Annotated in this window: 22 protein-coding genes; 12 read left to right on the top strand and 10 right to left on the bottom strand. The window is 61.3% G+C overall.

Features of this window, described 5'->3' with window-relative positions:
- Positions 1-209: 209 nt before the first annotated feature.
- Positions 210-1,328 carry an MBL fold metallo-hydrolase gene (locus AC1Z24_RS09795; protein ID WP_483745463.1) on the bottom strand — a complete coding sequence of 373 codons (1,119 nt, stop codon included), beginning with the start codon at positions 1,326-1,328 and terminating at the stop codon, positions 210-212.
- A 183-nt stretch (positions 1,329-1,511) separates the two neighbouring features.
- Between AC1Z24_RS09795 and AC1Z24_RS09790 the strand changes: the two genes are divergently transcribed.
- Positions 1,512-2,126: a TetR/AcrR family transcriptional regulator gene (locus tag AC1Z24_RS09790; protein WP_483745462.1), complete on the top strand. Its 615-nt coding sequence runs from the start codon at positions 1,512-1,514 to the stop codon at positions 2,124-2,126.
- A 6-nt stretch (positions 2,127-2,132) separates the two neighbouring features.
- Here the strand turns inward: AC1Z24_RS09790 and AC1Z24_RS09785 are convergent, their stop codons facing one another.
- Positions 2,133-2,813 carry a DJ-1/PfpI family protein gene (locus AC1Z24_RS09785; protein ID WP_483745461.1) on the bottom strand — a complete coding sequence of 227 codons (681 nt, stop codon included), beginning with the start codon at positions 2,811-2,813 and terminating at the stop codon, positions 2,133-2,135.
- Positions 2,814-2,986: 173 nt separating this feature from the next.
- On the opposite strand from AC1Z24_RS09785, the gene AC1Z24_RS09780 reads away from it, so the two are divergent.
- The 4 genes from AC1Z24_RS09780 (at position 2,987) to AC1Z24_RS09765 (ending at position 7,987) form a co-directional block, all read left to right on the top strand.
- Positions 2,987-3,958 (top strand): GlxA family transcriptional regulator, encoded by a 972-nt coding sequence (locus AC1Z24_RS09780; RefSeq protein ID WP_483745460.1) that lies wholly within the window; start codon positions 2,987-2,989, stop codon positions 3,956-3,958.
- A gap of 357 nt (positions 3,959-4,315) precedes the next feature.
- A complete protein-coding gene (locus AC1Z24_RS09775; RefSeq protein ID WP_483745459.1) occupies positions 4,316-5,665 on the top strand; it encodes a GntT/GntP/DsdX family permease in 1,350 nt (449 codons plus the stop codon).
- Positions 5,666-6,526, top strand: coding sequence for a MurR/RpiR family transcriptional regulator (locus AC1Z24_RS09770; RefSeq protein ID WP_483745458.1), 861 nt, complete (start codon positions 5,666-5,668; stop codon positions 6,524-6,526). It abuts the gene before it with no gap.
- A gap of 3 nt (positions 6,527-6,529) precedes the next feature.
- Positions 6,530-7,987, top strand: a complete 1,458-nt coding sequence (locus tag AC1Z24_RS09765) for an N-acyl-D-amino-acid deacylase family protein (RefSeq protein WP_483745457.1) — start codon at positions 6,530-6,532, stop codon at positions 7,985-7,987.
- A 142-nt stretch (positions 7,988-8,129) separates the two neighbouring features.
- Here AC1Z24_RS09765 and fahA read toward each other — a convergent pair whose 3' ends face one another.
- Entirely contained in the window at positions 8,130-9,425 is a 1,296-nt protein-coding gene (gene fahA / locus AC1Z24_RS09760; RefSeq protein WP_483745456.1) for a fumarylacetoacetase, read from the bottom strand.
- On the bottom strand, positions 9,422-10,738 hold the full coding sequence (hmgA, locus tag AC1Z24_RS09755; protein WP_483745455.1) for a homogentisate 1,2-dioxygenase: 1,317 nt from the start codon (positions 10,736-10,738) through the stop codon (positions 9,422-9,424). The genes fahA and hmgA overlap by 4 nt, the downstream gene beginning before the upstream one ends.
- Positions 10,739-10,863: 125 nt before the next feature.
- Here hmgA and AC1Z24_RS09750 point away from each other — a divergent pair, with 125 nt between their 5' ends.
- Positions 10,864-11,646 carry an IclR family transcriptional regulator gene (locus AC1Z24_RS09750; RefSeq protein ID WP_483745454.1) on the top strand — a complete coding sequence of 261 codons (783 nt, stop codon included), beginning with the start codon at positions 10,864-10,866 and terminating at the stop codon, positions 11,644-11,646.
- Between the two features lie 152 nt (positions 11,647-11,798).
- Here AC1Z24_RS09750 and hppD read toward each other — a convergent pair whose 3' ends face one another.
- Both hppD and maiA read right to left on the bottom strand, forming a co-directional pair.
- The gene (gene hppD / locus AC1Z24_RS09745) at positions 11,799-12,875 is read right to left on the bottom strand and encodes a 4-hydroxyphenylpyruvate dioxygenase (RefSeq protein WP_483745453.1); all 1,077 of its coding nucleotides are present in this window, start codon (positions 12,873-12,875) and stop codon (positions 11,799-11,801) included.
- Between the two features lie 144 nt (positions 12,876-13,019).
- Positions 13,020-13,655, bottom strand: coding sequence for a maleylacetoacetate isomerase (maiA, locus tag AC1Z24_RS09740; RefSeq protein ID WP_483745452.1), 636 nt, complete (start codon positions 13,653-13,655; stop codon positions 13,020-13,022).
- A gap of 227 nt (positions 13,656-13,882) precedes the next feature.
- On the opposite strand from maiA, the gene glcD reads away from it, so the two are divergent.
- The 3 genes from glcD to glcF are packed head-to-tail and all read left to right on the top strand — an operon-like array spanning position 13,883 to position 17,655.
- Positions 13,883-15,382 (top strand): glycolate oxidase subunit GlcD, encoded by a 1,500-nt coding sequence (glcD, locus tag AC1Z24_RS09735; protein WP_483745451.1) that lies wholly within the window; start codon positions 13,883-13,885, stop codon positions 15,380-15,382.
- A complete protein-coding gene (glcE, locus tag AC1Z24_RS09730) occupies positions 15,382-16,434 on the top strand; it encodes a glycolate oxidase subunit GlcE (RefSeq protein ID WP_483745450.1) in 1,053 nt (350 codons plus the stop codon). The genes glcD and glcE overlap by 1 nt, the downstream gene beginning before the upstream one ends.
- A gap of 3 nt (positions 16,435-16,437) precedes the next feature.
- Positions 16,438-17,655, top strand: coding sequence for a glycolate oxidase subunit GlcF (gene glcF, locus AC1Z24_RS09725; RefSeq protein WP_483745449.1), 1,218 nt, complete (start codon positions 16,438-16,440; stop codon positions 17,653-17,655).
- A 132-nt stretch (positions 17,656-17,787) separates the two neighbouring features.
- Here the strand turns inward: glcF and gntR are convergent, their stop codons facing one another.
- Positions 17,788-18,804: an HTH-type transcriptional regulator GntR gene (gntR, locus tag AC1Z24_RS09720; protein ID WP_483745448.1), complete on the bottom strand. Its 1,017-nt coding sequence runs from the start codon at positions 18,802-18,804 to the stop codon at positions 17,788-17,790.
- Positions 18,805-19,065: 261 nt separating this feature from the next.
- Between gntR and AC1Z24_RS09715 the strand changes: the two genes are divergently transcribed.
- The 3 genes from AC1Z24_RS09715 to csrA all read left to right on the top strand — a co-directional run bounded on the left by AC1Z24_RS09715 (position 19,066) and on the right by csrA (position 21,849).
- Positions 19,066-19,572: a gluconokinase gene (locus AC1Z24_RS09715; protein WP_483746582.1), complete on the top strand. Its 507-nt coding sequence runs from the start codon at positions 19,066-19,068 to the stop codon at positions 19,570-19,572.
- 105 nt (positions 19,573-19,677) lie between these two features.
- Positions 19,678-21,030, top strand: a complete 1,353-nt coding sequence (locus AC1Z24_RS09710) for a GntP family permease (protein ID WP_483745447.1) — start codon at positions 19,678-19,680, stop codon at positions 21,028-21,030.
- 630 nt (positions 21,031-21,660) lie between these two features.
- Positions 21,661-21,849, top strand: a complete 189-nt coding sequence (gene csrA, locus AC1Z24_RS09705; RefSeq protein WP_259105756.1) for a carbon storage regulator CsrA — start codon at positions 21,661-21,663, stop codon at positions 21,847-21,849.
- Positions 21,850-21,957: 108 nt separating this feature from the next.
- Here csrA and AC1Z24_RS09700 read toward each other — a convergent pair whose 3' ends face one another.
- The 3 genes from AC1Z24_RS09700 to AC1Z24_RS09690 form a co-directional block, all read right to left on the bottom strand.
- The gene (locus tag AC1Z24_RS09700) at positions 21,958-22,197 is read right to left on the bottom strand and encodes a DUF465 domain-containing protein (protein WP_483745446.1); all 240 of its coding nucleotides are present in this window, start codon (positions 22,195-22,197) and stop codon (positions 21,958-21,960) included.
- A gap of 76 nt (positions 22,198-22,273) precedes the next feature.
- Positions 22,274-23,212 (bottom strand): ketopantoate reductase family protein, encoded by a 939-nt coding sequence (locus AC1Z24_RS09695; RefSeq protein WP_483745445.1) that lies wholly within the window; start codon positions 23,210-23,212, stop codon positions 22,274-22,276.
- A 178-nt stretch (positions 23,213-23,390) separates the two neighbouring features.
- Positions 23,391-24,806, bottom strand: a complete 1,416-nt coding sequence (locus AC1Z24_RS09690) for a pyridine nucleotide-disulfide oxidoreductase (RefSeq protein ID WP_483745444.1) — start codon at positions 24,804-24,806, stop codon at positions 23,391-23,393.
- Positions 24,807-24,873 lie beyond the last annotated feature (67 nt).

The following is a 24,873-nucleotide window of genomic DNA, read 5'->3' as shown; positions in this document are numbered from 1 at the left end:
ATTATTGACAGCTATTGGCCTGCTGTCAAACAGGGAAAAACGGCAAATGCCTCTTTGGCGATGAATGACCACGATAGCAAGCTTGCTACTTAAATTGACCGTGACGCTAATGCAACCAAGCAAGGCGTCTAGATCGGGCAATGGCGAACGAAACACCCTCAACCTCAAGGCAAAAAAAACCCGCCTGGCCATGGCGGGTTTTTTTCCGGTTATGCGTGTCGCCCTTCCCTGCGCATCCGCCAGCGACGGCAGCCGTGGTCGGATGTCTCGTTGGCGGGGGCCAGTTCCAGCACATCCTCGGCCTGCTGATCCACGCCCTTCCACCAGGTCTCGCCCTGATTGGGAAATTGCAGGTAGAACGGCATGCCCATCATCGGTGTGGTCACGGCAATATTCTTCTCCCAGGCCAGGGCCAGGATGCGGTCGAAGGGTTCGTGCCAGGTGTGCATGGACAGGTCGAAGGTGCCGTTGTGGATCGGCAGCAGCCAGCGGCCACGTAAGTCGATATGCGCCTGCAGGGTTTCTTCCGGCTGCATATGCACATTGGGCCACTCGACGTTGTAGGCACCGGTTTCCATCAGCGTCAGATCAAACGGCCCGTACTGCTCGCCGATACGCTTGAAGCCGTCGAAATAACCGGTGTCGCCGCTGAAGAAAATCCGCTGGTTGCCATTGAGCATGACCCAGGATGCCCAGAGTGTCTGGTTGCCATCACTGAGGCTGCGCCCGGAAAAGTGTTGCGATGGCGTAGCGACAAAACGCATGCCGCCAATCTCCGCCGATTGCCACCAGTCCAGCTGCGAGACCTTCTCGGCCGGCACGCCCCATTCGATCAGGGTATCGCCCACGCCCAGCGGCGCGAGGAAGTGCTCGGTCTTGGCCTCCAGGGCCTTGATCGCCATGTGGTCGAGGTGGTCGTAATGGTTGTGCGAAAGGATCACCGCCTTGATCGGCGGCAACTCTTCAATGCTGATGGGCGGCTGATGGAAACGCTGCGGCCCGGCCCACTGTACCGGCGAGGCGCGCTCGGCGAACACCGGGTCGGTCAGCCAGAACTGGCCGCGCAGCTTGAGCAGTACGGTGGAATGACCGAGGCGATACACGGTGTTGTCCGGCGCCGCCAGCAACTGCTGGCGCGACAGCGGTTGGACCGGGATCTTGCCCGCTGGACGGGTGTGTTTGGGTTTGTTGAAGGTCATGTCCCAGAAGATGCCCAAGGTTCTGAGCAAGCCCGACGGGCTCATCGGCACAGGGTTGCGATAGCGCCCGTTCTGTTGTTGCAGGGTGGGCAATTGAGGGGCGTCGGGGGTGCGTTTTATCGTGGCCATGCGCTGCGGACTCCTGGGTGCCTGCACTTCAAATCGCCGGTCGAGTTTCGCTCGTTGCCGACCTGAAGAAATGTAACAATGCATTACACTACACAGTGTAGTTTTTATAGCTTGCATCATCGCCGTCAGCAAGTAAACTGCTGAGTGTAATTTTTCTCGAAACGCATGTTTGAAGCTGAGCCTATGAAAGCCCCGGAACGCCTCACCGACCGTAAACGCGAAGCCATCGTCCAGGCGGCCATTGCCGAATTCCGTAGCAATGGCTTTGAAATCACCAGCATGGACAAAGTCGCTGCTACCGCCGGGGTCTCCAAACGTACCGTCTATAACCACTTCCCGAGCAAGGAAGAACTGTTCGCTGAAATCCTCATGCGCCTGTGGTCCCTGGCCGATGAACAGAACGAGATTGCCTACCAGCCCGCAGAATCCCTGCGCAGCCAGTTGCGCGCCAAGCTTCGGGTCAAGATGAACACCCTCAGCGACAGCAATTTCCTTGATCTGGCCCGAGTGGCCATCGGCGCGACTATCCATTCCCCCGACCGCGCCCAGGTGTGGGTCAATCGCCTGAACCAGCGCGAAGAACGCTTCACCACCTGGGTTCAGGATGCGCAGAAAGACGGCCGCTTCAAGCCGGTGGACCCCAGCTTTGCCGCCCATCAATTGCACGCCCTGCTCAAGGCCTTCTCGTTCTGGCCTCAGGTCACACTGAATGAGCCGACGCTGTCCGAGGCCCGTCAGGACGAAGTACTGGAAGCGACCCTGGACATGTTCCTGGGTTGGTACGAAATCCCCAGGTAAACAGCCTTACCCCTGCCGCGCCAACCAGCGCTCGACGATGGCCTGACGGTTGGCCAGAACCGCAGCCCCACGTTGCCGGGTGCTTTGCAGCACGTCGGCCGGAGCCGTTGACGGACGCCCAGCGTTGAAAGGCGGCTGCGGGGCGTACTCCAGATGCAGTTGCACCACCTGCGCCAGGTGATCATCCAGTAGCTCGGCGAGCAGGGTCAGGGCAAAGTCGATACCCGCCGTCACCCCGCCGCCCGTCATCATATTGCCGTCCCGCACCACTCGCTCATGCACCACGGTCGCGCCAAAGGCTTGCAGCAGTTCCTGCGAAGCCCAGTGCGTGGTCGCCCGCCGCCCGTGCATCAACCCCGCCGCTCCGAGTACCAGAGCCCCGGTGCAGACCGAGGTGATGTAGCGCACGGTCTTTGCCTGCTGCTGGACGAACGCAAGCGTTTGCGGGTCTTCAAGCAAGGGATCGACGCCCAGGCCACCGGGGATGCAGATCACATCCAGCGGTGGGCAATCGGCGAAGGTGCAGGTTGGCAGCAGGGTCAGGCCGGTACTGGAGACGATGGGCTCGAGGGTTTTCCACAAAAGGTGCACTTTGATATCGGGCACGCTGGCGAAAACCTCGTAGGGACCGGTCAGGTCCAGTTGCTGGACGTTGGGGAAGACCAATAGGCCGATATTGATAGTCATAAGTACCTCTCGGATTGGAATGGGATTTGTCGCAAGAGCCGCTTCAGCCGCAGGATCGCCCTCCCGGCTAAAGCCGGTCCCACAGGGCTCTTGTGGACAACCAAACTCTATCCTGCGAGGATTTGGCGGATACGCCACAAGACCCACATTTCACGCCAAAGCGAATCACCGCCATGTCCCGAGTCGTCTATCTGCTGGCCTACCCCAACGTGCAACTGCTGGATATTTCCGGCCCTTTGCAGGTGCTGGCCTCGGCCAATCTGCGGGCACAGGAGCTTGGCCTGGATACGCCCTATCTGACCCAGGTAGTCGCCGCCCAGGCCGAAGGGGTGGTGTCGTCGGCGGGTCTGGGCTTGCAGACTGCGCCCCTGCCCGGCCCGGAACGGCCTTGCGATACCTTGCTGGTAGCCGGTGGCCGGGGTGTCGAGGCGGCTGTCGCCGACAGCCGGTTGCAGCAGTGGCTGCTCGAACATGCCCGTCAGGCACGACGCGTCGCGTCGGTGTGTACCGGCGCATTCCTGCTGGCGGCCACCGGCCTGCTTGACGGGCGTCGAGTGGTCACGCACTGGAATAGCTGTGAACTATTGGCCCAACGGCATCCGACGCTGGACGTCGAGCCGGACCCGATCTTTATCAATGATGGTCGTTTCTGGACTTCGGCCGGGGTCACCGCCGGGATTGACCTGGCCCTGGCCCTGGTCGAAGCGGATCTGGGCCACGCCCTGGCCCTGGCGGTGGCACGGGACCTGGTGGTGTTTCTCAAGCGGCCGGGAGGCCAGGCGCAATTCAGCATGGCGTTGTCGCAGCAACTCAACGCCCGGCAGAACGACGACCGTTTTGCCGAACTGCATGCCTGGATCCTGGAAAACCTCGCCGGGGATCTGTCCGTGACCACCCTCGCCGCCCAGGCCGGCATGAGCGAGCGCAGCTTTGTCCGTCACTACCACGCCCAGACCGGCAATACTCCGGCCCGCGCCGTCGAACAACTAAGGGTCGAAGCCGCGCGACGCCTGCTCGCCGACAGCCATCAGCCCCTCAAGCGCATCGCCGCGCGCTGCGGTTTCGGCAGCGAAGAAACCCTGCGCCGCTGTTTTTTGCGTAGCGTGGCGGTGACGCCCCAGGCGTATCGGGAGCGGTTCCAATAGCAAAACGGGGTTTGTGGGACCGGCTTTAGCCGGGAAGAGGCCGGTGAATTCATAACGTCTCTCTCAGGGCCGAAATAATGCTTTCCCGGCTAAAGCCGGTCCCACATAGCTTTTCACCAAAAGAAACTTACTTTCATAAATTGATTTTTATTTTGCATTTCGTGTAATTTGCTTTCATCACGAAAACAGAGATAAAAACAATGCACGCCTGTTATCGCCCTTGCTTCACCCACACCCCATATCAGCAAGTCTTAGCGACACCTCTGCCGAGATTTACCCGAATCGCCTCTGCACCGATGGGCTGAACCCCGTCTGCGTCGAGTCTTTGGTCCTTCACTCTCTGCAAGGAATCGCCCCATGCCGCCCTCCGCTGGTTTTTCGCTGCTGGCCTACGCCGCCATCGCGATCATCGCCCTGATCGTGTTGATTGCCCGTTATCGTCTCAATCCGTTCATTGTCATCACCCTGGTCTCCGTCGGCCTGGCGCTGGTCGCCGGGATGCCTGCCAGTGGCGTGGTCGCCTCCTATGAAACCGGCGTCGGCAAGACCCTGGGGCATATCGCCCTGGTGGTGGCGCTGGGCACCATGCTCGGCAAGATGATGGCCGAATCCGGCGGTGCCGAGCAGGTGGCGCGCACACTCATTAACCGCTTCGGTCAGCGCAACGCGCATTGGGCCATGGTCTGCATTGCCTTTCTGGTCGGTCTGCCGCTGTTTTTCGAAGTCGGTTTCGTGTTGCTGGTGCCGATTGCCTTTACCGTGGCGCGACGCGTTGGCGTGTCGATCCTGATGGTCGGCCTGCCCATGGTCGCCGGTCTGTCGGTGGTGCATGCGCTGGTGCCGCCACACCCTGCGGCCATGCTGGCGGTACAGGCCTATCAGGCTTCAGTGGGGCAGACGCTGTTCTACGCGATCCTGATCGGTATCCCTACGGCGATCATTGCCGGGCCCATCTACGCGAAATTCATCGTGCCGCGTATTCAACTGCCCGACGAAAACCCGTTGGCCAAGCAGTTTCTTGATCGCGAACCGCGTCAGCAGCTACCCAGCTTCGGCCTGACCATGGCGACCATTCTGTTGCCAGTGGTGCTGATGCTGCTGGGTGGCTGGGCTAATCTGATCAGCACACCGGGCACCGCGTTCAACAGCTTCCTGCTGTTCATCGGCAACTCGGTGATCGCCCTGCTGCTGGCCACCTTGTTAAGCTTCTGGACGCTGGGGATTGCCCAAGGCTTCAATCGCAACTCGATCCTGAAATTCACCAACGAATGCCTGGCCCCCACCGCCAGCATCACCCTGTTGGTCGGCGCCGGTGGCGGGTTGAACAGGATTCTGGTCGACAGCGGGGTGACCAACGAAATTGTCAGCCTGGCCCAGGACTTTCATCTGTCGCCCTTGTTCATGGGCTGGCTGTTCGCCGCGCTGATGCGTGTCGCCACGGGTTCTGCCACCGTGGCGATGACCACTGCCTCGGGGATTGTTGCGCCGGTCGCCATGGGCCTTGGCTATCCCCACCCGGAGCTATTGGTATTAGCGACAGGCGCCGGCTCGGTGATTTTTTCCCACGTCAACGACGGTGGTTTCTGGCTTATCAAGGAGTACTTCAATATGACCGTGGCACAGACCTTCAAGACCTGGACGGTGCTGGAAACCCTGATTTCAGTGGTGGCCTTCGCCCTCACCCTGGGCCTGGCGCAGGTGCTCTGAGTGGACATCCTTTACCAGATCCGCGCACGCCAGGACTCGTTCAGCGCCGGGGAAAGCCGGATTGCCCGGCTGATCCTCAGCGACGTGGCCTTCGCCGCCAGTGCCAGCCTCGACGATCTGGCCAGCCGCGCCGAAGTCAGCAGTGCGACCCTGTCGCGGTTTGCCCGCAGCATCGGCTGTCGTGACCTGCGCGATCTGCGCCTGCAACTTGCCCAGGCCAGCAGCGTTGGTAGCCGCTTTCTGCATCCGGAACAGGCACCCGAGCAGTCGGCGTTTTTCCGTCAGATCGTCGGCGATGTCGAAGCCACCTTGCGTCAGCACCTGGCCGGTTTTGACGAGACGCGTTTCGCGGCCGCGGCCGCCATCGTGCGTGATGCGCGGATGATCCACGCCTTCGGCATGGGCGGCTGTTCCAGCCTGTGCAGCGAGGAATTGCAGACTCGCCTGGTGCGCCTGGGCTATCCCATCGCGGCCTGCCGCGACCCGGTAATGATGCGTCTGATCGCCGCCACTCTGGGCCCGGAGCACAGCCTGGTGGTCTGCTCCCTGACCGGCCTGACCCCGGAACTGCTGGAAGCTGTAACCCTGGCCAAGAGCTATGGCGCCAGGGTCCTCGCCATCACCCAGGCCGACTCTCCCCTGGGGCAACTGGCCGACGTGGTGCTGGCGTTGCAGATCGTCGAAACCAATTTCATCTATAAACCCACGGCGGCGCGTTACGGCATGCTGCTGACCATCGACGTGCTGGCCACGGAACTGGCGCTGCTGGCCCCCGAGGACAATCAGGAGCGGCTGCGGCGCATCAAGCTGGCCCTCGATGACTATCGCGGCGGTGACGACAGCCTGCCGCTTGGAGACTGAACCATGCTTTATGACCTGATCATTCGCGACGCACTGGTGATCGATGGCAGCGACACGCCGGGCTTTCACGCCGACGTGGCGATTCATGACGGCCGCATCCAGCGCATCGGCAGCCTCGACGATGCGTCGGCAACCGAGGAAGTCAACGCGGCGGGCCGGGTCCTGGCGCCGGGCTTTATCGATGTGCACACCCATGACGACACGGTGGTGATCCGCCAGCCCGACATGCTCGCCAAGATCAGCCAGGGCGTAACCACGGTGATCGTCGGCAACTGCGGCATCAGCGCCTCGCCGGTCAGCCTCAAGGGTGCGCCGCCGGACCCGATGAACCTGCTCGGCGCGCAACAGCATTTTGTCTACCCGCGCTTTCGTGACTATCGCGATGCCGTCGACGAGGCGCGCCCGGCAGTGAATGTCGCGGCGCTGGTGGGCCATACCGCCCTGCGCAACAATCATCTGGATGACCTGTTGCGCAGTGCCAGCCCTGACGAAATTGCCGCCATGCGCGAGCAACTGCGCGACAGCCTGAAAGAGGGTGCCCTGGGCCTGTCCACCGGGCTGGCCTACGCCTCGGCCTTCTCTGCCGAGACCACGGAGGTGGCGCAACTGGCCGAAGAACTGGGCGCCTTCGGGGCCGTCTACACCACCCACCTGCGCAGCGAGTTCGAGCCGGTGCTGGACGCCATGGATGAAGCCTTCGGCATTGGTCGCCATGCCAGGGCACCAGTGATCATTTCCCACCTCAAATGTGCCGGTGCCGGTAACTGGGGCCGTAGCCCGCAATTGCTCGCGTCTCTGGAAAAGGCCGCGCAGAGTCACCCGGTGGGTTGCGATTGCTACCCCTACGCCGCCAGCTCCTCGACCCTGGACCTCAAGCAAGTCACCGATGCCTTCCGCATCACCATCACTTGGTCGACTCCGCATCCTGAACAGAGCGGCCGCGATCTGCAGGAAATCGCCGCCGACTGGCAACTGCCCCTGATCGACGCCGCGCGCCAACTGCAACCGGCCGGCGCGGTGTACTACGGCATGGACGAACAGGACGTCGAACGCATCCTCAGCCATCCTCTGAGCATGATCGGCTCCGATGGTCTGCCGGAAGATCCGTTTCCCCATCCCCGGCTATGGGGCGCGTTTCCACGGGTCCTGGGACACTTCAGTCGGGACAAGGGCCTGTTCCCCCTGCACCGCGCCGTGCACAAGATGACCGGCCTGTCGGCAGCCCGCTTCGGCCTGCATGAGCGGGGGCTGATTCGTGAGGGTTTCCATGCCGACCTGGTGCTGTTCGACGCCGAACGGGTGATCGATATCGCCGACTTCAAACAGCCCAAGCGTGCAGCGGCAGGGATTGAGGCGGTGTGGGTCAATGGCCACCTGAGCTATGCCGATGGCCAGGCCCGGGGCGAGCGGCAAGGGCGGTTTCTGCCCCGGTCGGGGTCGTTGCGCGAGGGGTTTGGCTAAGGAGGGTCATCGTCGAATGATGACTTGTGGGACCGGCTTCAGCCGGGAAGACAATAGGAAAGCCGATAGAGGTGTATCGCCCATACCTGCCTCTTCCCGGCTGAAGCCGGTCCCACATCAGTCCTGTGCCCGTATCAATTGATCAACCGACAATCCGCCCGCGACACTCACCAAACCCAATGGAGACCTGCCCATCGCCCTTGCAGCGCGCGCGCAGGATCACTTCGTCACCATGCTCCAGAAAGCGTCGGCTTTCGCCGCTGGCCAGTTCGACCACCTGTTTGCCGCCTTCGGTCATCTCCAGCAGGCTGCCATGCTGCCCCGCTTGCGGGCCTGACAGGGTACCAGTACCGAACAAGTCGCCCGGTTGCAGCACGCAGCCATTGACGCTGTGATGGGCCACCAGTTGCGCCGCCGTCCAATACATATTCAGCGTATTGCTCAAGGACAGGCGCTGTGGCGGCAGGTCCTTCGCGCGCATCTGTTCGGTCTGCAGCAGCACTTCCAGCTCGATATCCAGCGCCCCGCCCTCCTGGTCTGCCGCATCAAAGAGGTAAGGCAGCGGCTGCGGGTCACCGTCCGGACGCGGCGGCTGCGCGCGACGAAACGGCGCCAGTGCCTCGGGAGTCACCACCCAGGCCGACAGCGTCGTGGCGAAACTCTTCGATAGAAACGGCCCCAGCGGCTGGTACTCCCAGGCTTGCAGGTCCCGGGCCGACCAGTCGTTGAGCAGGCAGAAACCGGCGATATGGCTGGCCGCCTCGCCGATCACGATAGGCTGGCCATCGGGGTTGCCGGGACCGATCCACACGCCCATTTCCAGCTCGTAGTCCAAGCGCTTGCAGGGGCCGAAATCCGGCACTTCCCGGCCCGGCGCCAGGGTCTGGCCAAAGGGGCGTTTCACCTCAGTGCCACTTGGGCGCAGGGTCGAGGCGCGACCGTGATAGCCGATAGGCACGTACTTGTAGTTGGGCAGCAGGGGATTGTCCGGGCGGAACAGCTTGCCGACATTGGTAGCGTGATGGATGCCGACGTAGAAGTCGGTGTAGTCGCCGACCTGCGCGGGCAGGTGCAGGCGGCATTCGTCCATGGGATGCAGTAGACCTGGGCTCAGGGCCAGCAAGCGCTCGAAGTGCGGGCTGGCCTCGTCGAACAGCGCCAGCAATTCCCGGCGCAAAGCCTGGCGGTGTGCCGCGCCGAGTGCAAAGAAGCCGTTGAGATGATCGGCGCCCGCAGCTTCGGCTGCGGTACGTGCTTCATCGGTAAACAGATCATGGGCCAGGGCCGCTTGCAGATCGAAGATCATCTCGCCGATTGCCACCCCGCCCCTTGGGCCAAGGTCGCCCCGGCTGAACACGCCATGGGGCAGGTTCTGCAGCGGAAAGTCGGGATGGCCGTTGGCCGAAGCCACCCAGCTGCGCGGAAAAATCTGACTCATAACGCGGATTCCTTGAAAGTTCTCGCCATGCCATTCCAGCAGGCATCGTAGTCGGTTTGCAGTTGCCCGCAGCTCAGGGCGTGGCGGCTGGGACGCAGCACCTTGCCGGTCTCGAACATGAAGGCCATGGTCTGCTCGATCTTGTGCGGCGCCAGTTCCACCGCCATGGCCTTTTCTGCCGTGGCGTTGTCCGGGCCATGGGCACTCATGCAGTTGTGCAGCGAGGCGCCACCGGGCATGAAGCCCTCGGCCTTGGCGTCGTAGGCGCCGTCGATCAGGCCCATGAATTCGTTCATCAGGTTGCGGTGGAACCAGGGCGGGCGGAAGGTGTTTTCCGCCACCATCCAGCGCGGCGGGAAGATCACGAAGTCGACGTTGGCCTGACCATGAACGGCGCCGGGTGAGGTCAGCACGGTAAAAATCGACGGATCAGGATGATCGTAGCTGACCGTGCCGAGGGTGTTGAACCGGCGCAGGTCGTACTTGTAGGGCACGTTATTGCCGTGCCAGGCCACCACGTCAAAGGGCGAATGCTCGAGGCGGGTTTCCCACAGCTCACCGAGAAATTTCTGTACCAGCATCACCGGTTCCGCGCGGTTCTCGAAGCAGGCAACCGGCGCCAGGAAATCCCGGGGATTGGCCAGGCCATTGCTGCCGATGGGCCCCAGATCCGGCAAACGCAGGGCGCAGCCATGGTTTTCGCAGACATAGCCCCTGGCCGTGGCATCGAGCAACTGGATGCTGAATTTCAGGCCGCGGGGCAGCACGGCAATTTCCTGCGGGGCGATATCCAGTAGGCCCAGCTCGGTGATGATCCTCAGGCGCCCCAGCTGCGGCACGATCAGCCACTCACCATCGGCGTTGAAAAACGCCCGTTGCATCGAGGCATTGGCCCGATACACATAGACGCTGACGCCATCGGCCTGATCCGCCGCCGAGGTAGCCGCCAGGGCGAGCAGGCCATCGACAAAATCCGTGGGTTCGGCGGGAATATCGAAGGCGTTCCAGCGCAGCCGATTGGGCGTGATCGGCCCCTGCTCCATCCCGACGATCTGCCGGTCCAAGGGTTGATACTGCGGGTGCGCGGCTGACGGTGTGATGCGATACAGCCAGGTGCGCCGCGCTTCGCTGCGCGGCACGGTGAAGGCGGTGCCGGAAAACTGCTCGGCATACAGCCCAAGCGGATGACGCTGTGGCGAGTTCTGGCCCTGGGGCAAGGCACCGGCAAGGGCCTCGCTGCTGAACTGATTACCGAAGCCGCTCTGGTAACTGATTTGGGCATTCGGCGAGTCGCTGGATAGATGACAGAACATCTCGACCTCTTGTTATTTTCCAGATGAAATTGCATTTACCGTAAACAGATTACGAATAACGTAATTTGAGTTTGAAAGCGGGTCAAGCTATAAAGCAGCCTTTCCAGACCGGCGCACCGTTCTTCATGACCGACGACATCGCTCTCTCCCCTGGCCCGCGCCAGCAAAAGGTTCAGTCCGCCGAGGTCGGCGTAGGCATTCTCAAAGCGCTGGCGGAACTTGCGCCCTCGACCTCGCTGTCGAAACTGGCCGAGCACGTCGACATGCCCGCGAGCAAGGTGCACCGCTATCTGCAGGCGTTGATCGCCAGCGGTTTCGCCGAGCAGGACGCGGTGACCAATCATTACGGGCTGGGCCGCGAGGCGTTGTATGTCGGCCTGGCCGCACTGGGCCATCTGGACGTGCTGAAAATCACCGCTCCGCACCTGGCCGCCCTGCGCGACGAACTCAATGAAACCTGCTTCCTGGCGGTGTGGGGCAACAAGGGGCCGACCGTGGTCTATGTCGAGCCGTCCAGCGGTGCCGTCACTCTGGTGACCCAGGTCGGTTCGGTATTGCCGCTGTTGGGCTCATCCACCGGGCTGGTGTTCGACACCTTCCTCGGCGCCCACGAGACGGGCGGCCTGCGCGACATCGAGTCGGCTGTGCTGACAGCTACGCAACTCAAGGACATCGAGCAGCACCGCGAGGATATCCGCACAAACGGCGTGCATCAGATTCACGGACTGCTGATGGCCGGAGTCAATGCCGTGTCGTCGCCGCTGTTCAGCATGGGCCGCAAGCTGGCCGGGGTGATTACGGTAGTGGGCTCGGCGTCGGTATTTACCGACGCTCGCCAGAACGATGCCGCCCAGCGATTGCGGGCGACGGCGCAGGTGATCAGTGCGCGGATGGGTGGCACCCAGTAAACACAGGCCCACGGTGGGACCGGCTTCAGCCGGGAAGACAATGCGCCAGGCAATGCAAATGTATCGATCCTGCCTGAGCCTTCCCGGCTAAAGCCGGTCCCACAGAAACCCGCTTCATCTAAAGAGGTGTGTGGTGGCTGAAAGGGTTGGCTTTAATCCGCCGCCAACACCCCACGCCGCACCTGATCCCGTTCGATGGATTCGAACAGCGCCTTGAAATTACCCTCGCCAAAACCGTCATCGCCCTTGCGCTGGATAAATTCGAAGAACACCGGCCCCATCAGGGTTTCCGAGAAAATCTGCAGAAGCAGCCGACGTTCGCCGCTGTCAGATGAGCCGTCAAGCAGGATGCCGCGGCTTTTAAGTTCCGCCTCCGGCTCACCGTGGTTGGGCAGGCGGCCTTCGAGCATTTCGTAATAGGTTTCCGGCGGCGCGGTCATGAAGCGCATGCCCATGCCCTTGAGGGCGTCCCAGCTCTTGATCAGGTCGTCGGTGAAGAAGGCCACGTGCTGGATGCCTTCGCCGTTGAACTGCATGAGGAACTCCTCGATCTGCCCCGCGCCCTTGGACGACTCCTCGTTCAACGGGATGCGGATCATGCCGTCCGGCGCAGTCATGGCCTTGGAGGTCAGGCCGGTGTATTCGCCCTTGATATCGAAGTAGCGAATCTCGCGGAAGTTGAACAGCTTCTCGTAGAAGTTCGCCCAATAGGCCATGCGGCCGCGATAGACGTTATGGGTCAGGTGATCGATGAATTTCAGGCCCGCACCGACCGGATGACGGTCAACGCCTTCGATGAAATTGAAATCGATATCGTAGATCGAGGTGCCTTCACCAAAGCGGTCGATCAGGTACAGCGGCGCGCCGCCAATGCCCTTGATCGCCGGCAGGCGCAGTTCCATCGGCCCAGTGGCGATTTCGATCGGTTGTGCACCCAGCTCCAGCGCCCGGTTGTAGGCTTTTTGCGAGTCCTTGACGCGGAATGCCATGCCGCATACCGAAGGACCGTGCTCGGCGGCAAAGTAGGACGCGATGCTGTGGGGTTCGTTATTGAGGATGATATTGATCGCGCCCTGGCGATACAGGCTGACGTTCTTGGAACGGTGGGTCGCAACCTTGGTAAAGCCCATTATTTCGAATACGGGCTCAAGGGTATTGGGGGTCGGCGAGGCGAATTCGATGAACTCGAAACCCATCAGGCCCATCGGGTTTTCGTATAGATCAGCCATGGTCTGGCTCCTTGCAGGAAAGTGGGAAAGCGCGGTGGCGAAACTCACATTCCTGCGGGCGGCGCACAGGGAATCCCTCGCACGCTGCGGGCGAGGAAATCACCGAAGATCAGTTGCAGACCAAAACTTTTCATAAGACAGAGACTACGCCGGCTTGTCGGATTGTGCATCCGGATGGGCTTGCTGGAAGGCAAGGTGGTCCGCAGCCAATTGCTCGACCCGCAGGATGCGCGGATAGCCGCTCAGTTCGACATTGAAACGGCGGGCCGCATACAACTGGGGCAACAGATAAACGTCAGCGACACTGGGCGACGCACCAAAACACCAGCTGTCATCACCGATCAGTTGCTCGACGGCATTGAAGCCTTCGCGGATCCAGTGAGCAATCCAGGCGGTCACTTCGGTTTCGTCATGGCCCATGCCGCGCAGGCGATTGAGCACCGCGACATTGTGCAGGGGATGGATATCACAACCGATCAGCGCCGCCACCGCACGCTGGGACGCCCGCACGATCAGGTCGGACGACAGCAGGGCCACTTCGGGGTAACGCTCTTCCAGGTATTCGATGATCGCCGGTGACTGGGTGATCACCCTGCCCGCCTCGGTGCGCAGGCTCGGCACCCGAGCCTGAGGATTGATCGCCCGGTATTCGGGCTTGAGCTGTTCGCCGCCGTCACGAAGCAGATTGACCGGGATCGCCTGGTAGTCGAGGCCTTTGAGGGCCAAAGCGATGCGCACGCGATAACTGGAGGTTGAGCGGTAATAGGTGAAGAGGTCCATGGATCGTGCCTGCTTGAGCGCTTGTTGTTTTTATCGTAAACCGTTTACGCAATACGTAAGTTGCGGGATTGGCTGGGCGGTGTCAAGCAACACACAGTCCTTTGAATGGGTGATATCTGTGGGACCGGCTTTAGCCGGAAGGCGTATTCCCGGCTAAAGCCGGTCCCACAGGATTAGGGCCAGCTATGCTGCACCCCATAAGAACAACACAGGGTCAGCCGCCCGCGATGAATATTCTCTACGACGAACAACTGGACGGCGTACTGCCGGACGTCGATAAACAGCAGCTCCTTGATGACCTGCGTCAGCATCTGCCCGCCCTGGAAATTCTCGCCAGCCCAGAGGAACTGCGGCCTTACGAATGCGACGGCCTGTCCGCCTATCGCACCACGCCCATGCTGGTGGCCCTGCCCCGGCATATGGAAGAAGTGCAGGTGCTGCTCAGGCTTTGTCATCAGCGTCGAGTGCCAGTGGTGGCTCGCGGCGCTGGCACGGGGTTGTCCGGCGGCGCTCTGCCGCTGGAGAAAGGCGTGCTGCTGGTCATGGCACGTTTCAATCAGATCCTGCATATCGACCCGGACGCGCGCCTGGCACGGGTCCAGCCGGGCGTGCGCAACCTGGCAATTTCCCAGGCCGCTGCGCCCTACGGCCTGTATTACGCGCCGGACCCGTCGTCGCAGATCGCCTGCTCCATTGGCGGCAATGTCGCGGAAAATGCCGGTGGCGTGCACTGCCTCAAGTACGGCCTGACCGTGCACAACCTGCTCAAGGTCGACGTTCTCACCATCGAAGGCGAGCACCTGAGCCTGGGCTCCGACGCGCTGGACAGCCCCGGCTTCGACCTGCTGGCGCTGTTCACCGGCTCCGAAGGCCTGCTCGGCATCATCACCGAAGTCACGGTCAAGCTGCTGCCCAAGCCCCAGGTCGCCAAGGTGTTGCTGGCGGCTTTCGACAACGTGGAAAACGCCGGGCGCGCGGTGGCCGAGATCATTGCCGCCGGGATCATTCCGGGCGGCCTGGAAATGATGGACAACCTGGCGATTCGCGCCGCCGAAGACTTTATCCACGCCGGTTACCCGGTCGATGCCGAGGCCATCCTGTTATGTGAGCTCGATGGCGTCGAAGCCGATGTGCACGCCGATTGTGAGCGGGTGCGCGCAGTACTGACCGAGGCCGGAGCGACCGAGTTGCGCCAGGCCAGGGACGAGGCCGAGCGCGTGCGCTTCTGGGCCGGGCGCAAGAATGCCTTCCCGGCAGTCGGGCGCCTGTCGCCGGATTATTACTGCATGGACGGCAGCATCCCGCGCCGGGCCTTGCCGACGGTGCTCAATGGCATTGCCGAGCTGGGTCGGGAATACGGCCTGCGCGTGGCCAATGTGTTCCATGCCGGTGACGGCAATATGCATCCGCTGATCCTGTTCGATGCCAACCAGCCTGGCGAGCTGGAGCGCGCCGAAGCCCTGGGCGGCAAGATCCTCGAACTGTGCGTCGCGGTCGGCGGCAGTATCAGCGGCGAACACGGTATTGGACGGGAGAAGATCAATCAGATGTGCGCCCAGTTCAACAGCGACGAGTTGACCCTGTTCCATGCGGTCAAGGCCGCCTTCGACCCCCTCGGCCTGCTAAACCCCGGCAAGAACATCCCGACCCTGCACCGCTGCGCCGAATTCGGCGCCATGCATATCCATCAGGGCCAGTTGCCCTTCCCGGAACTGGAGCGTTTCTGATGACCGACTTCGACGCCAGCCAGCAGCTCTTGCAGCAGGTCAGTGACGCCCTGGAAAACGCCACGCCCCTGCGCATCCAGGGCGGTAACAGCAAGGCATTTCTTGGCCGTGAGGTCGCTGGCGAAGTGCTGGATACCCGTAGCCATCGCGGCATTGTCAGTTATGAGCCGAGCGAGCTGGTGATCACCGCACGGGCCGGTACGCCGTTAAGCGAACTGTGCGCAGTGCTCGATGCCGCCGGGCAAATGCTGCCGTGTGAGCCGCCGACCTTCAGTGACGCCACCGTGGGCGGCATGGTCGCAGCCGGGTTGAGCGGCCCACGGCGGCCCTGGGCCGGGTCGGTGCGGGATTTCGTCCTGGGTACGCGGGTCATTACCGGCCTGGGCAAACACCTGCACTTCGGCGGCCAGGTGATGAAAAACGTCGCCGGATACGACCTGTCGCGCCTGCTCACCGGCAGCTTTGGCTGCCTGGGCCTGTTGACCGAAGTCTCGCTCAAGGTCCTGCCCAAGCCGCGGTTGTGCAGCAGCGTCGCCCTGGAAATGGACGGGGCTCAGGCCTTGGCCCGCTTGCGGGAATGGGGGCGCCAACCGCTGCCGATCAGTGCCGCCAGCCATGACGGCAAACTGTTGCGCCTGCGTCTGGAAGGCGGCGAAGGCTCGGTGGCTGCGGCCCATGAACGCCTCGGCGGCGAGCTTATCGACCCGGCCTACTGGCAGGATTTGAATGAACAGCGCCTGGAGTTTTTCGGCGATGGCCTGCCGCTCTGGCGCCTGTCACTGCCCCAGGCTATTGGCATGCTGGAGCTGCCCGGAGCACAACTGATCGATTGGGGTGGTGCCCAACGCTGGCTGAAGTCTACTGCCGACGGCTCCACCATTCAGGCCCTTGCCGCCGCTGCGGGCGGGCATGCCACCTGCTACAGCCATGGCTTGCACGACAGCCCCTTCCAGCCCCTGCCGCCCGCACTGTTGCACTATCAGCGCCAGCTCAAGGCTCGGCTCGATCCACACGGCCTGTTCAATCCGGGCCGTATGTACGCGGAGATCTGAACCATGCAGACCAACCTGAGCGACCTCGCCCACCAACTGCCGCGCGCCGAAGAGGCCGAGCGTATCCTGCGCAGTTGCGTGCACTGCGGCTTCTGCAACGCCACTTGCCCGACTTATCAGTTGCTCGGTGATGAACTGGACGGCCCGCGCGGGCGCATCTACCTGATCAAGCAAGTGCTCGAGGGCCAGCCTGCCACTGCGGCCACCCAGCTGCATCTGGACCGCTGCCTGAGCTGTCGCAATTGCGAGACCACCTGCCCGTCCGGCGTCGATTATCACAACCTGCTGGATATCGGTCGGGCGGCCATGGAGAGCGCAGTCCCCCGGCCTCTGGGCCAACGCCTGTTGCGCAGTGGCTTGCGGGTCCTATTGCCCAATCCGGCGCTGTTCAAGCCCTTGAGTCGTCTGGGCCAGGCGCTGCGCCCGCTGCTGCCCGAGCGTTTGCGCGATGAACTGCCCGTTGTGATAACGAAGGCCAAACCCCGGCCCGCGCCGCGTCATGCCCGTCGGGTTTTGCTCCTCGAAGGTTGCGTGCAGGCGGCGCTGTCACCCAATACCAACGCGGCGACGGCCCGGGTGCTGGATCGCCTGGGCATCAGCGTCACGCCGGTCCGCGAAGCCGGTTGCTGCGGTGCTCTGGACTATCACCTCAATGCGCAACAGGCCGGCCTCGACCGCGCCCGTCGCACCATCGATGCCTGGTGGCCGCATATCGAGAGCAGCGCTGTCGAGGCCATTATCCAGACCGCCAGCGGCTGCGGGGCCTTTATCAAGGACTACGGTCATTTGTTTGAGGCCGACCCGGCCTATGCCGCCAAAGCCGCCCGTATCAGCGCACTGAGCAAGGATCTGGTGGAAGTGCTGCGCGATGAGCCATTGGAAGACCTCACTGCTCGTGGCGAACTGCGATTGGCCGTGCACTGCCCCTGCACCTTGCAGCACGCGCAGAAGCTTGGCGGCGCTGTCGAGCAGGTGCTGACCCGACTGGGTTTCAACCTGACCGAGGTGCCCGACAGCCATCTATGCTGCGGTTCGGCGGGAACTTACTCGATTACCCAACCGCAGCTCTCCCGACAATTGCGCGATAACAAAATGAATGCGCTGGAGGGTGGCCGGCCCGAGATCATTGCGACCGCCAATATCGGCTGCCAGACCCACCTGGGCGGGGCCGGACGCACGCCGGTGCGGCATTGGATCGAGTTGGTTGAGGAGGCGCTTTGAGTTCACGCGGGGCAAAAACACCTGTGGGACCGGCTTTAGCCGGGAAAGCGACGGCATGACCGGCATAGCTTTATCGCCTCAATGAACGCTACCCGGCTAAACCCGGTCCCACCAAACCCGCTCCTATCCGCTTTACGAGCTCTCGCGAACCACCAGCTCAAACCCCAGATCCACTTCCGACTCCTGAGGCACACCATCGATCAGCCCGAGCAGCAGTTGCGCAGCACGCTGGCCGACTTCTTCACGCGGCGTGCGGATGGAGGTCAGGCGCGGGATCATGTGGGCAGAGCCTGGCAAATCGTTGAAGCCCACCAGGGACACCTGCCGAGGAATCGCAATACCCCGGCGTAACGCCTCAAGAGACGCGCCCTGGGCCAGGTCGTCGTTACAGAAGAACACCCCGTCGACGTCAGGATGCTGCTCTAGCAGGCGGGCGAACAACTCTCCGCCCAGGCCGATAGAGGAAGGCTGCGGCACCATCACTTCCAGTGCCGGGTCATAAAGCCCTACCGCCTGTAATACCTCGCGAAAACCGTTTCCGCGTCGTATCACCCGGGGATCGAGCTGGGCCGCAACATAGGCCAGACGCCGACGGCCACTGTCGAGCAGATGACGAGCAGCCTGGGCACCGGCCTGCTCCTGGGAGAAACCAACGCAATAGGCGCCCCGCGCCGGGTCCAGTTCCATCATATGCACGCAGGGAATACCGCTGGCGGCGAGCAACTGACGCAAAGCGGGGGTGTGATCAAACCCGGTCAGCAACAGGCCTCGGGGTCTATTGACCAGATGGTTGCGCAGCAGATTCTCTTCTTCTACCGGCGAGTAGTGGTAGTTACCGATGACCACTTCCAGGCCGCGAGTGCGCAGCACATTCTGGATCGCCTCAAGGGTCTCGATAAACAGTTGGTTGGACAACGATGGCACCAGCACCACTACGGTCTGGCTATGGGACGAAGCCAGGGCTCGCGCCGCCGGGTTGGCGACGTAGCCCAGACTAAGTGCAGCCGCGCGCACTTTCTCGACCAGCTCCGGCGCCACCGTGGTGACGCCACGTAAGGCACGCGATGCAGTAATAGGAGAAACAGCCGCAAGCCGCGCTACTTCATTGAGCGTCGGACGGCCGGTAGAACGGGAACCCATGCGAGTCATGCATATCCAACTAGAGTAAAGAGCAGCATTGTACTTGCCAAAACAGGCTAATGAACTCTAAGGTAGCGCTGTCTTATGGACCATGACAACGATTTTGACCGGCTTGGTGACAATCCGGAGTCGTGCAAGGACGTACCAAAACAATGACAACGACTGGAACGGCTTGGGCTGATCTTGCTGCCATGCAGTGAAGACAGCGCTGTCTCCAGAGAGGTGCAAACTGTGACAACTTCCAAGACTGCTATACCCGCCCTGGTTGTGATGGGCGTTGCCGGCTGCGGTAAAAGCGTTGTCGGCGCAGCCATTGCCAAGCACACCGGTGGCCGCCTGATCGAAGGCGACGCCTTTCACCCGCAGGCCAACATCGACAAGATGAGCGCCGGCATCCCCCTTGATGACGAAGACCGCTCCGGCTGGCTCGACACCCTGGGTGAAGAACTGGCCAAGGCCGTGGCCAATGGCGAACTGCCGATCCTGACCTGCTCCGCCCTGAAGAAAATCTACCGTGACCGCCTGCGCGCTGCCGTACCGGGTCTGGGTTTTGTCTTCCTGGAACTGACCAAGGAACTGGCCATCGATCGCATTCAGCATCGTCCTGGTCATTTCATGCCCGCCAGCCTGGTGGACAGCCAGTTTGCTACGCTGCAACCGCCCAATGGGGAGCCCAATACCCTTGTGGTCAAAGTCGATGCAAAAGTGTCCATCGAGACCCTGGGCGTGCAGGCGGCCGATTGGTGGAAAGAGTCCCAAGTGGCAAGCGCCTCATAGTTTTAAAGGCGTGAGCGGCAAAGACAGCGCTGTCTTTGGCATGTGACACAGGCAGCGCTGAGCAACAGCTCCATAAAAAACATAAAGACAACTGGAGACACACCCATGTTCGGTATGACCCATGAGACGTACCTGCTGGTCGACGCACTAGTGACCGTTATCGGTCTGGTGCTGCTGATCACCAACTTCAAGGTCCACCCTTTTGTAGCACTGACTATCGCTGCCGGCTTTCTTGGCCTGACCTCGGGCATGCCCGTGGAAAAAGTCATGAAGTCGTTCCAGGACGGCTTCGGCGGTGTCCTCGGTTTCGTCGGCATCATCCTTGGCCTGGGCACCATGCTCGGCAAACTGATGGCTGACTCGGGCGGCGCTGACCAGATCGCCCAGACCCTGATCCGCACCTTCGGTAAAGACAAGGTGCATTGGGCCATGATGCTCTCGGCCTTCCTGGTCGGGATTCCGCTGTTCTTCGAGATCGGTTTTGTCCTGCTGATCCCGTTGGTGTTCATCGTTGCCCGGCGCACTGGCGTGTCCATCGTCAAGATCGGCATCCCGCTGCTGGCCGGCCTGTCTGCAGTACACGGCCTGGTGCCACCGCACCCGGGTCCGCTGCTGGCCATTGGCATCTTCGGCGCTGATATCGGCAAGACCATTTTCTACGGCCTGATCGTCGCGCTGCCGACAGCCATGATTGCCGGTCCGATCTTCGGTAAGTGGATTGCCAAATACATTCCCGGTACACCCTCCCAGGAACTGATGGACCAGATCGCCAAGGAATCGAGCACCGAGAACCTGCCTGGTTTCGGTATCACCCTGGTGACCATCCTGCTGCCCGTGTTCCTGATGCTGCTCAAGACCGCATCGGACGTGGTCCTGCCTGCCGACAATACCTTCCGCATCTGGATGGACCTGATCGGCCACCCTATCGCGGCCCTGCTGTTCGCCCTGCTGCTGGCTTTCTACACCTTCGGCGCCGCCCGCGGCTTCGATCGCACCAAGATCATCAAGCTGCTGGACCAAAGCCTGTCGCCGGTTGCAGCCATCGTGCTGATCGTCGGTGCCGGCGGTGGCTTCAAGCAAATGCTGGTGGACAGCGGCGTAGGTAACGTCATTGGGCATATGGCGGTACAGGCGCAGATCAACCCGATCCTGCTGGCCTGGCTGGTAGCAGCGGTGATTCGCGTGGCAACCGGTTCGGCGACCGTGGCCACCATTACCGGTGCCGGTATCGTCGCCCCTGTGGTCGGCCTGATTCCCGGGGTCAACCGCGAGCTGCTGGTATTGGCGACCGGTGCAGGCTCCCTGATCCTGTCCCACGTCAACGACGCCGGTTTCTGGCTGGTCAAGCAGTACTTCAACATGACCGTGACCGAAACCTTCAAGACCTGGACCGTGATGGAAACCATCCTGTCCGTGGTCGGCATCATCTTCATCATGCTGCTGTCGACGGTGGTCTGACGCTCCAGCAAATACATGATTTGTAGGAGCTGCCGCGGGCTGCGAATGGGTACCGCACCGCTTCGCAGCCTTCGGCAGCTCCTACAGGTTCAACCAACCACCAGATCAAGGCCATCGCGTTTACCGCCTCATAGCACTCCCCTCGCTTTATGGGACATCTCCTACAGTCCCGCGCAACAAATCCCCCATAAAGGTTAAGAAAATTTCACCAATCAAAAGGTGCTTTTCCTACGCATTTTTTCGCTTTTTTTATCTATTGAATGGCAAGGTTCAGGCAAAACCACGAAATCTCGCATACGCTGAGAGTCAATGGATGATGTCCGCATGCCAGCGTCCGCCTCCCCTGCCACGTCAACCCGTGTCAAAGGCCGTTTTTTCAGCGCTGAAACAGATGACTTTGGACATGCGCCAGTAAATACGGGCATTTGCGCTACAAAACAGGCAGAATTGGCACCGCCGTCAAGCCGATGACGCAAATCTCGGTGACAGGGAAATGACAAGGGAATTTAATTAACCGCAGTAGCGTCATACTGATGGACGCATTTGGATGCAGTCGGCAACAATCACCACGTAAAGGCAAACGCCAGCCTCTTGGTAGAGGCATTTCAAGAGGCCATCAAGGAAAAGATTATGTTGATACTCACCCGCAAAGTAGGCGAAAGCATAAACATTGGTGACGAGATCACCGTCACGATTCTTGGCGTTCAAGGTCTTCAGGTACGCCTGGGAATCAATGCCCCGAAAAATGTTTCCGTGCATCGGGAAGAAATCTACAAGCGGATCCAGGCGGAACTCGCCCCTCAGCAAGACCCACAATGAATTTATAGCGTCACACGGCTTTTCGATGCCGACCTGCCACTTGCCCGTGGCGGGTCGCGGCCAGACGGCATCCAGTGGATGCCGTTTTTTTTCGCCCGCAGAACGACGTCAGGCCTGTTGCATGTGCTGCATGATGCCGTCCTTGATACGCAGACGCTTCTCCTTGAGCCTGTTCAACTGCTCGTCGCTGACACTGCCTGCCGCTCCAGCCTCGGCTTTAAGGACTCCGGCATCAATTTCGTCGTAGTCGACCAACAGCTGATTGAGTTTCTTGTCAGCCTTGCTGCGCTCTGCAACCTGTTCCCGGGTAAATCCCAAGTCCTTGAATAAATCGTGCTTGACCGGCATAGCTGGGCACCTCTCATAGGGACGTTGATAACGTTCTAAGCCTAGCAGCTGTAATTGCCGCCAAACCTGCCCGCGATCAATGCCCCTCGCGCAGACGCCGTGCCTCGTAGGACCTGAGCTGCAGACAGACAAAATCCAATACGCTCAAGGCCGTTGCAGGCAGGCCCAGAGCAGCACGACGCTCGATCAAATCGCCCAGCACATGTTCAACCTCGATGGGCGCACCGCGCTCAATATCGCGCAGCATCGACGCAGTCATTTTCGAGCCAGGTGTCGTCAGCATCGTCAGAAAACGCTGACGCACTTCAGGTCGCAGGGCATGACCGGCCGCATCGGCAATCCCGGCACATTCGTTGAGCAGGCGGATAACCGTCGCCTCGCCTCCCGCCGCCAGGACATCGCCGATACTGGCGCGCATGGACCCGGTAATACCCGCGCCGGTGGCGATGAAACACCACTTTTCCCACATTTCCTGAACGATACGCAGGCTCAGGCTGGCATCGAAACCAGCGTCGGCCAGGGCCTCGGCCACTCGCAGGATGCGTGGAGTCGTGGCGCCATCCAGCTCGCCGAAGGACAACTGATTGGTATCGTTAAGGTGCAGGATTGCCCCGGACGCATCACGATCAAGAGAAATCAGGCACTGGCCACCCAGCACGTTGCGGCGGTCGAATCGCTCGCTCAGGCGTTCGATATGCCCCATGCCGTTAAGCAATGGCAGGATCAGGGTCTCGGGACAGACCGCCGCTGCGAACGACTCCATGGCCGCGTCCAGGTCATAGGATTTGCAACTAAGCACAATCAGGTCATAGACGCCGCCCAGCATCTCAGTCAGCACATGGGGCGGTGACGGGTAGAGGATATTGCCCAGTGGGCTGCGCACGACCAACCCGTCTCGGTCGAGTTCTTCGGCACGCCCGGCGCGCACCAGAAAAGTCACATCACGCCCCGCCTCCAGCAGCCGCCCACCAAAATAGCCACCAATGGCCCCTGCACCCACGATCAGAATTCGCATTGCATCTCCCTCCAGTCAGCCCATAAACGTTGCAGACCCACGCCGAGCATAGTCAAAGCCCGGCACGCCAATAGAATTACGATCATCATTGAAAATAAACCGCCCGCTGTCGAGGGCAAAAAAAATCCCGGACAGCCAAAGGCCGCCGGGAAAAAGGCAAGCAAGCCCTGGAGGGGAATCAGGTCTTGATGCCACCGAAGCCGGGGAACAGGAACGGCAGGCCGTTTTCCAGGCGTTCGACCAGATTGGGCACGGCTACATCGACCTCTCTGGACTTATAACGCAGGCGCTCAAGAACGGCCTCGATCACCGCACGACTGGCATCGTGGTGGAACTGCCAGACGCCGTAGATACGGCCGTCAAACGATGCTTCGCTACCCAACAGCGGATCCACTCCCAGACCGGCACCCAGGCCGAACAGATGAAGGCCGTGCAGACGCAGGCCGTGCTCATCAATCGGGCAGCCACTGGGATCGGAATCCAGCCCGCCCTTCGCCTCGCGCAGGCTGATCATGGAACCATCGCGGCGCATCAAGACCGGCAGGCGCGGTTGATAGCCGGAGCATTGCACCACCATGCAGGAGTCGGCCAAGGCCTGTTGCACAGCCTCCCGGTCCTCACGAGTAGACAGCAGACGCACGCTTACCCCGGTATTGCCGACCCGCCCGCGTTCCACCGCCGCTCGCCCCACATCCCGGGCGCGATAACGCAGACCGCCGGAGCGATTGATCCGCCCCGTCACCGGGCAGACATCCTGCTGCGGATTGAACACGTAGCCCGTCTGACGTGCCTCTTCGGCACTTTCATAGAACAGGCGGATGGGCGAGCGATGCACCAGATTGAGGGTCTTGAGCCCGGCAAATTCCAGGGCATCAGCAAGGTTTTCCAGCATCGAGAATGCACTGTGGGAGCCGCCGACCAGGGTAATGCCCTTGTCACTGGCCAGAGCGTCGGCGAACTGCTGGCGCAGTTGCACCGAATTCATCCGCAACAGCCGGTCGGCACTGTGGATGCTTGCCGAGGGCGGAACATACAAACCTTGATCGGCCAGACCGTCGAGCAAATGTTGCGGGTCCTGGCGGCCACCGAGATTGAGCACCAGAGTGCGGCTGCGAATACAGTGAAGTTGCCCTTCGTGCTCGACCCATACCTCATAACCCTCGCTGTCAGCCACCACCTGGGTAATGGTGCTGCTGTGCCACAGCTTGATCCCGTAGTGATTGACGATATGTTCGAGAAACAGGCTTGAAGCCTCAGTCAGCAGTTGGCCAATATCGGGTAGCGGCAGCGCGCTTTGTGCCTGATAGCGGACGCGCCAGTAAGCCAGCGCGCCCTCCAATGGCTCGAAAATCTCCCGCAATGCCGGGTGGCGCAGGCAGTCGAGAAAGACATCGCCCACTGAGTTGGCGGTGATCCGGTAATCCCCAAGGCAACCCGCGCCAGGCGTCGGGCTGCTGTCAACAATGATCAGGCCATCGCGTGCCAGTGCCTCCAATGTCCCGCTTTTCAGGGCATTGAACAGCAACCCCATACCCGCTGGCCCTGCGCCGCCGACCACGCAGCCACACTCGATTCCCATGGATTCTTTAAACATGATGAAACTCCCTAATTTTGGATCGACAAACGGAGACCGTCCGACGTCAATCTGGAAAGTCCATCAA

Source organism: Pseudomonas sp. JL23 (assembly GCF_056933585.1).
The sequence above is the reverse complement of the archived record's forward strand: the minus strand, read 5'-3'. Positions and strand labels throughout refer to the sequence as shown.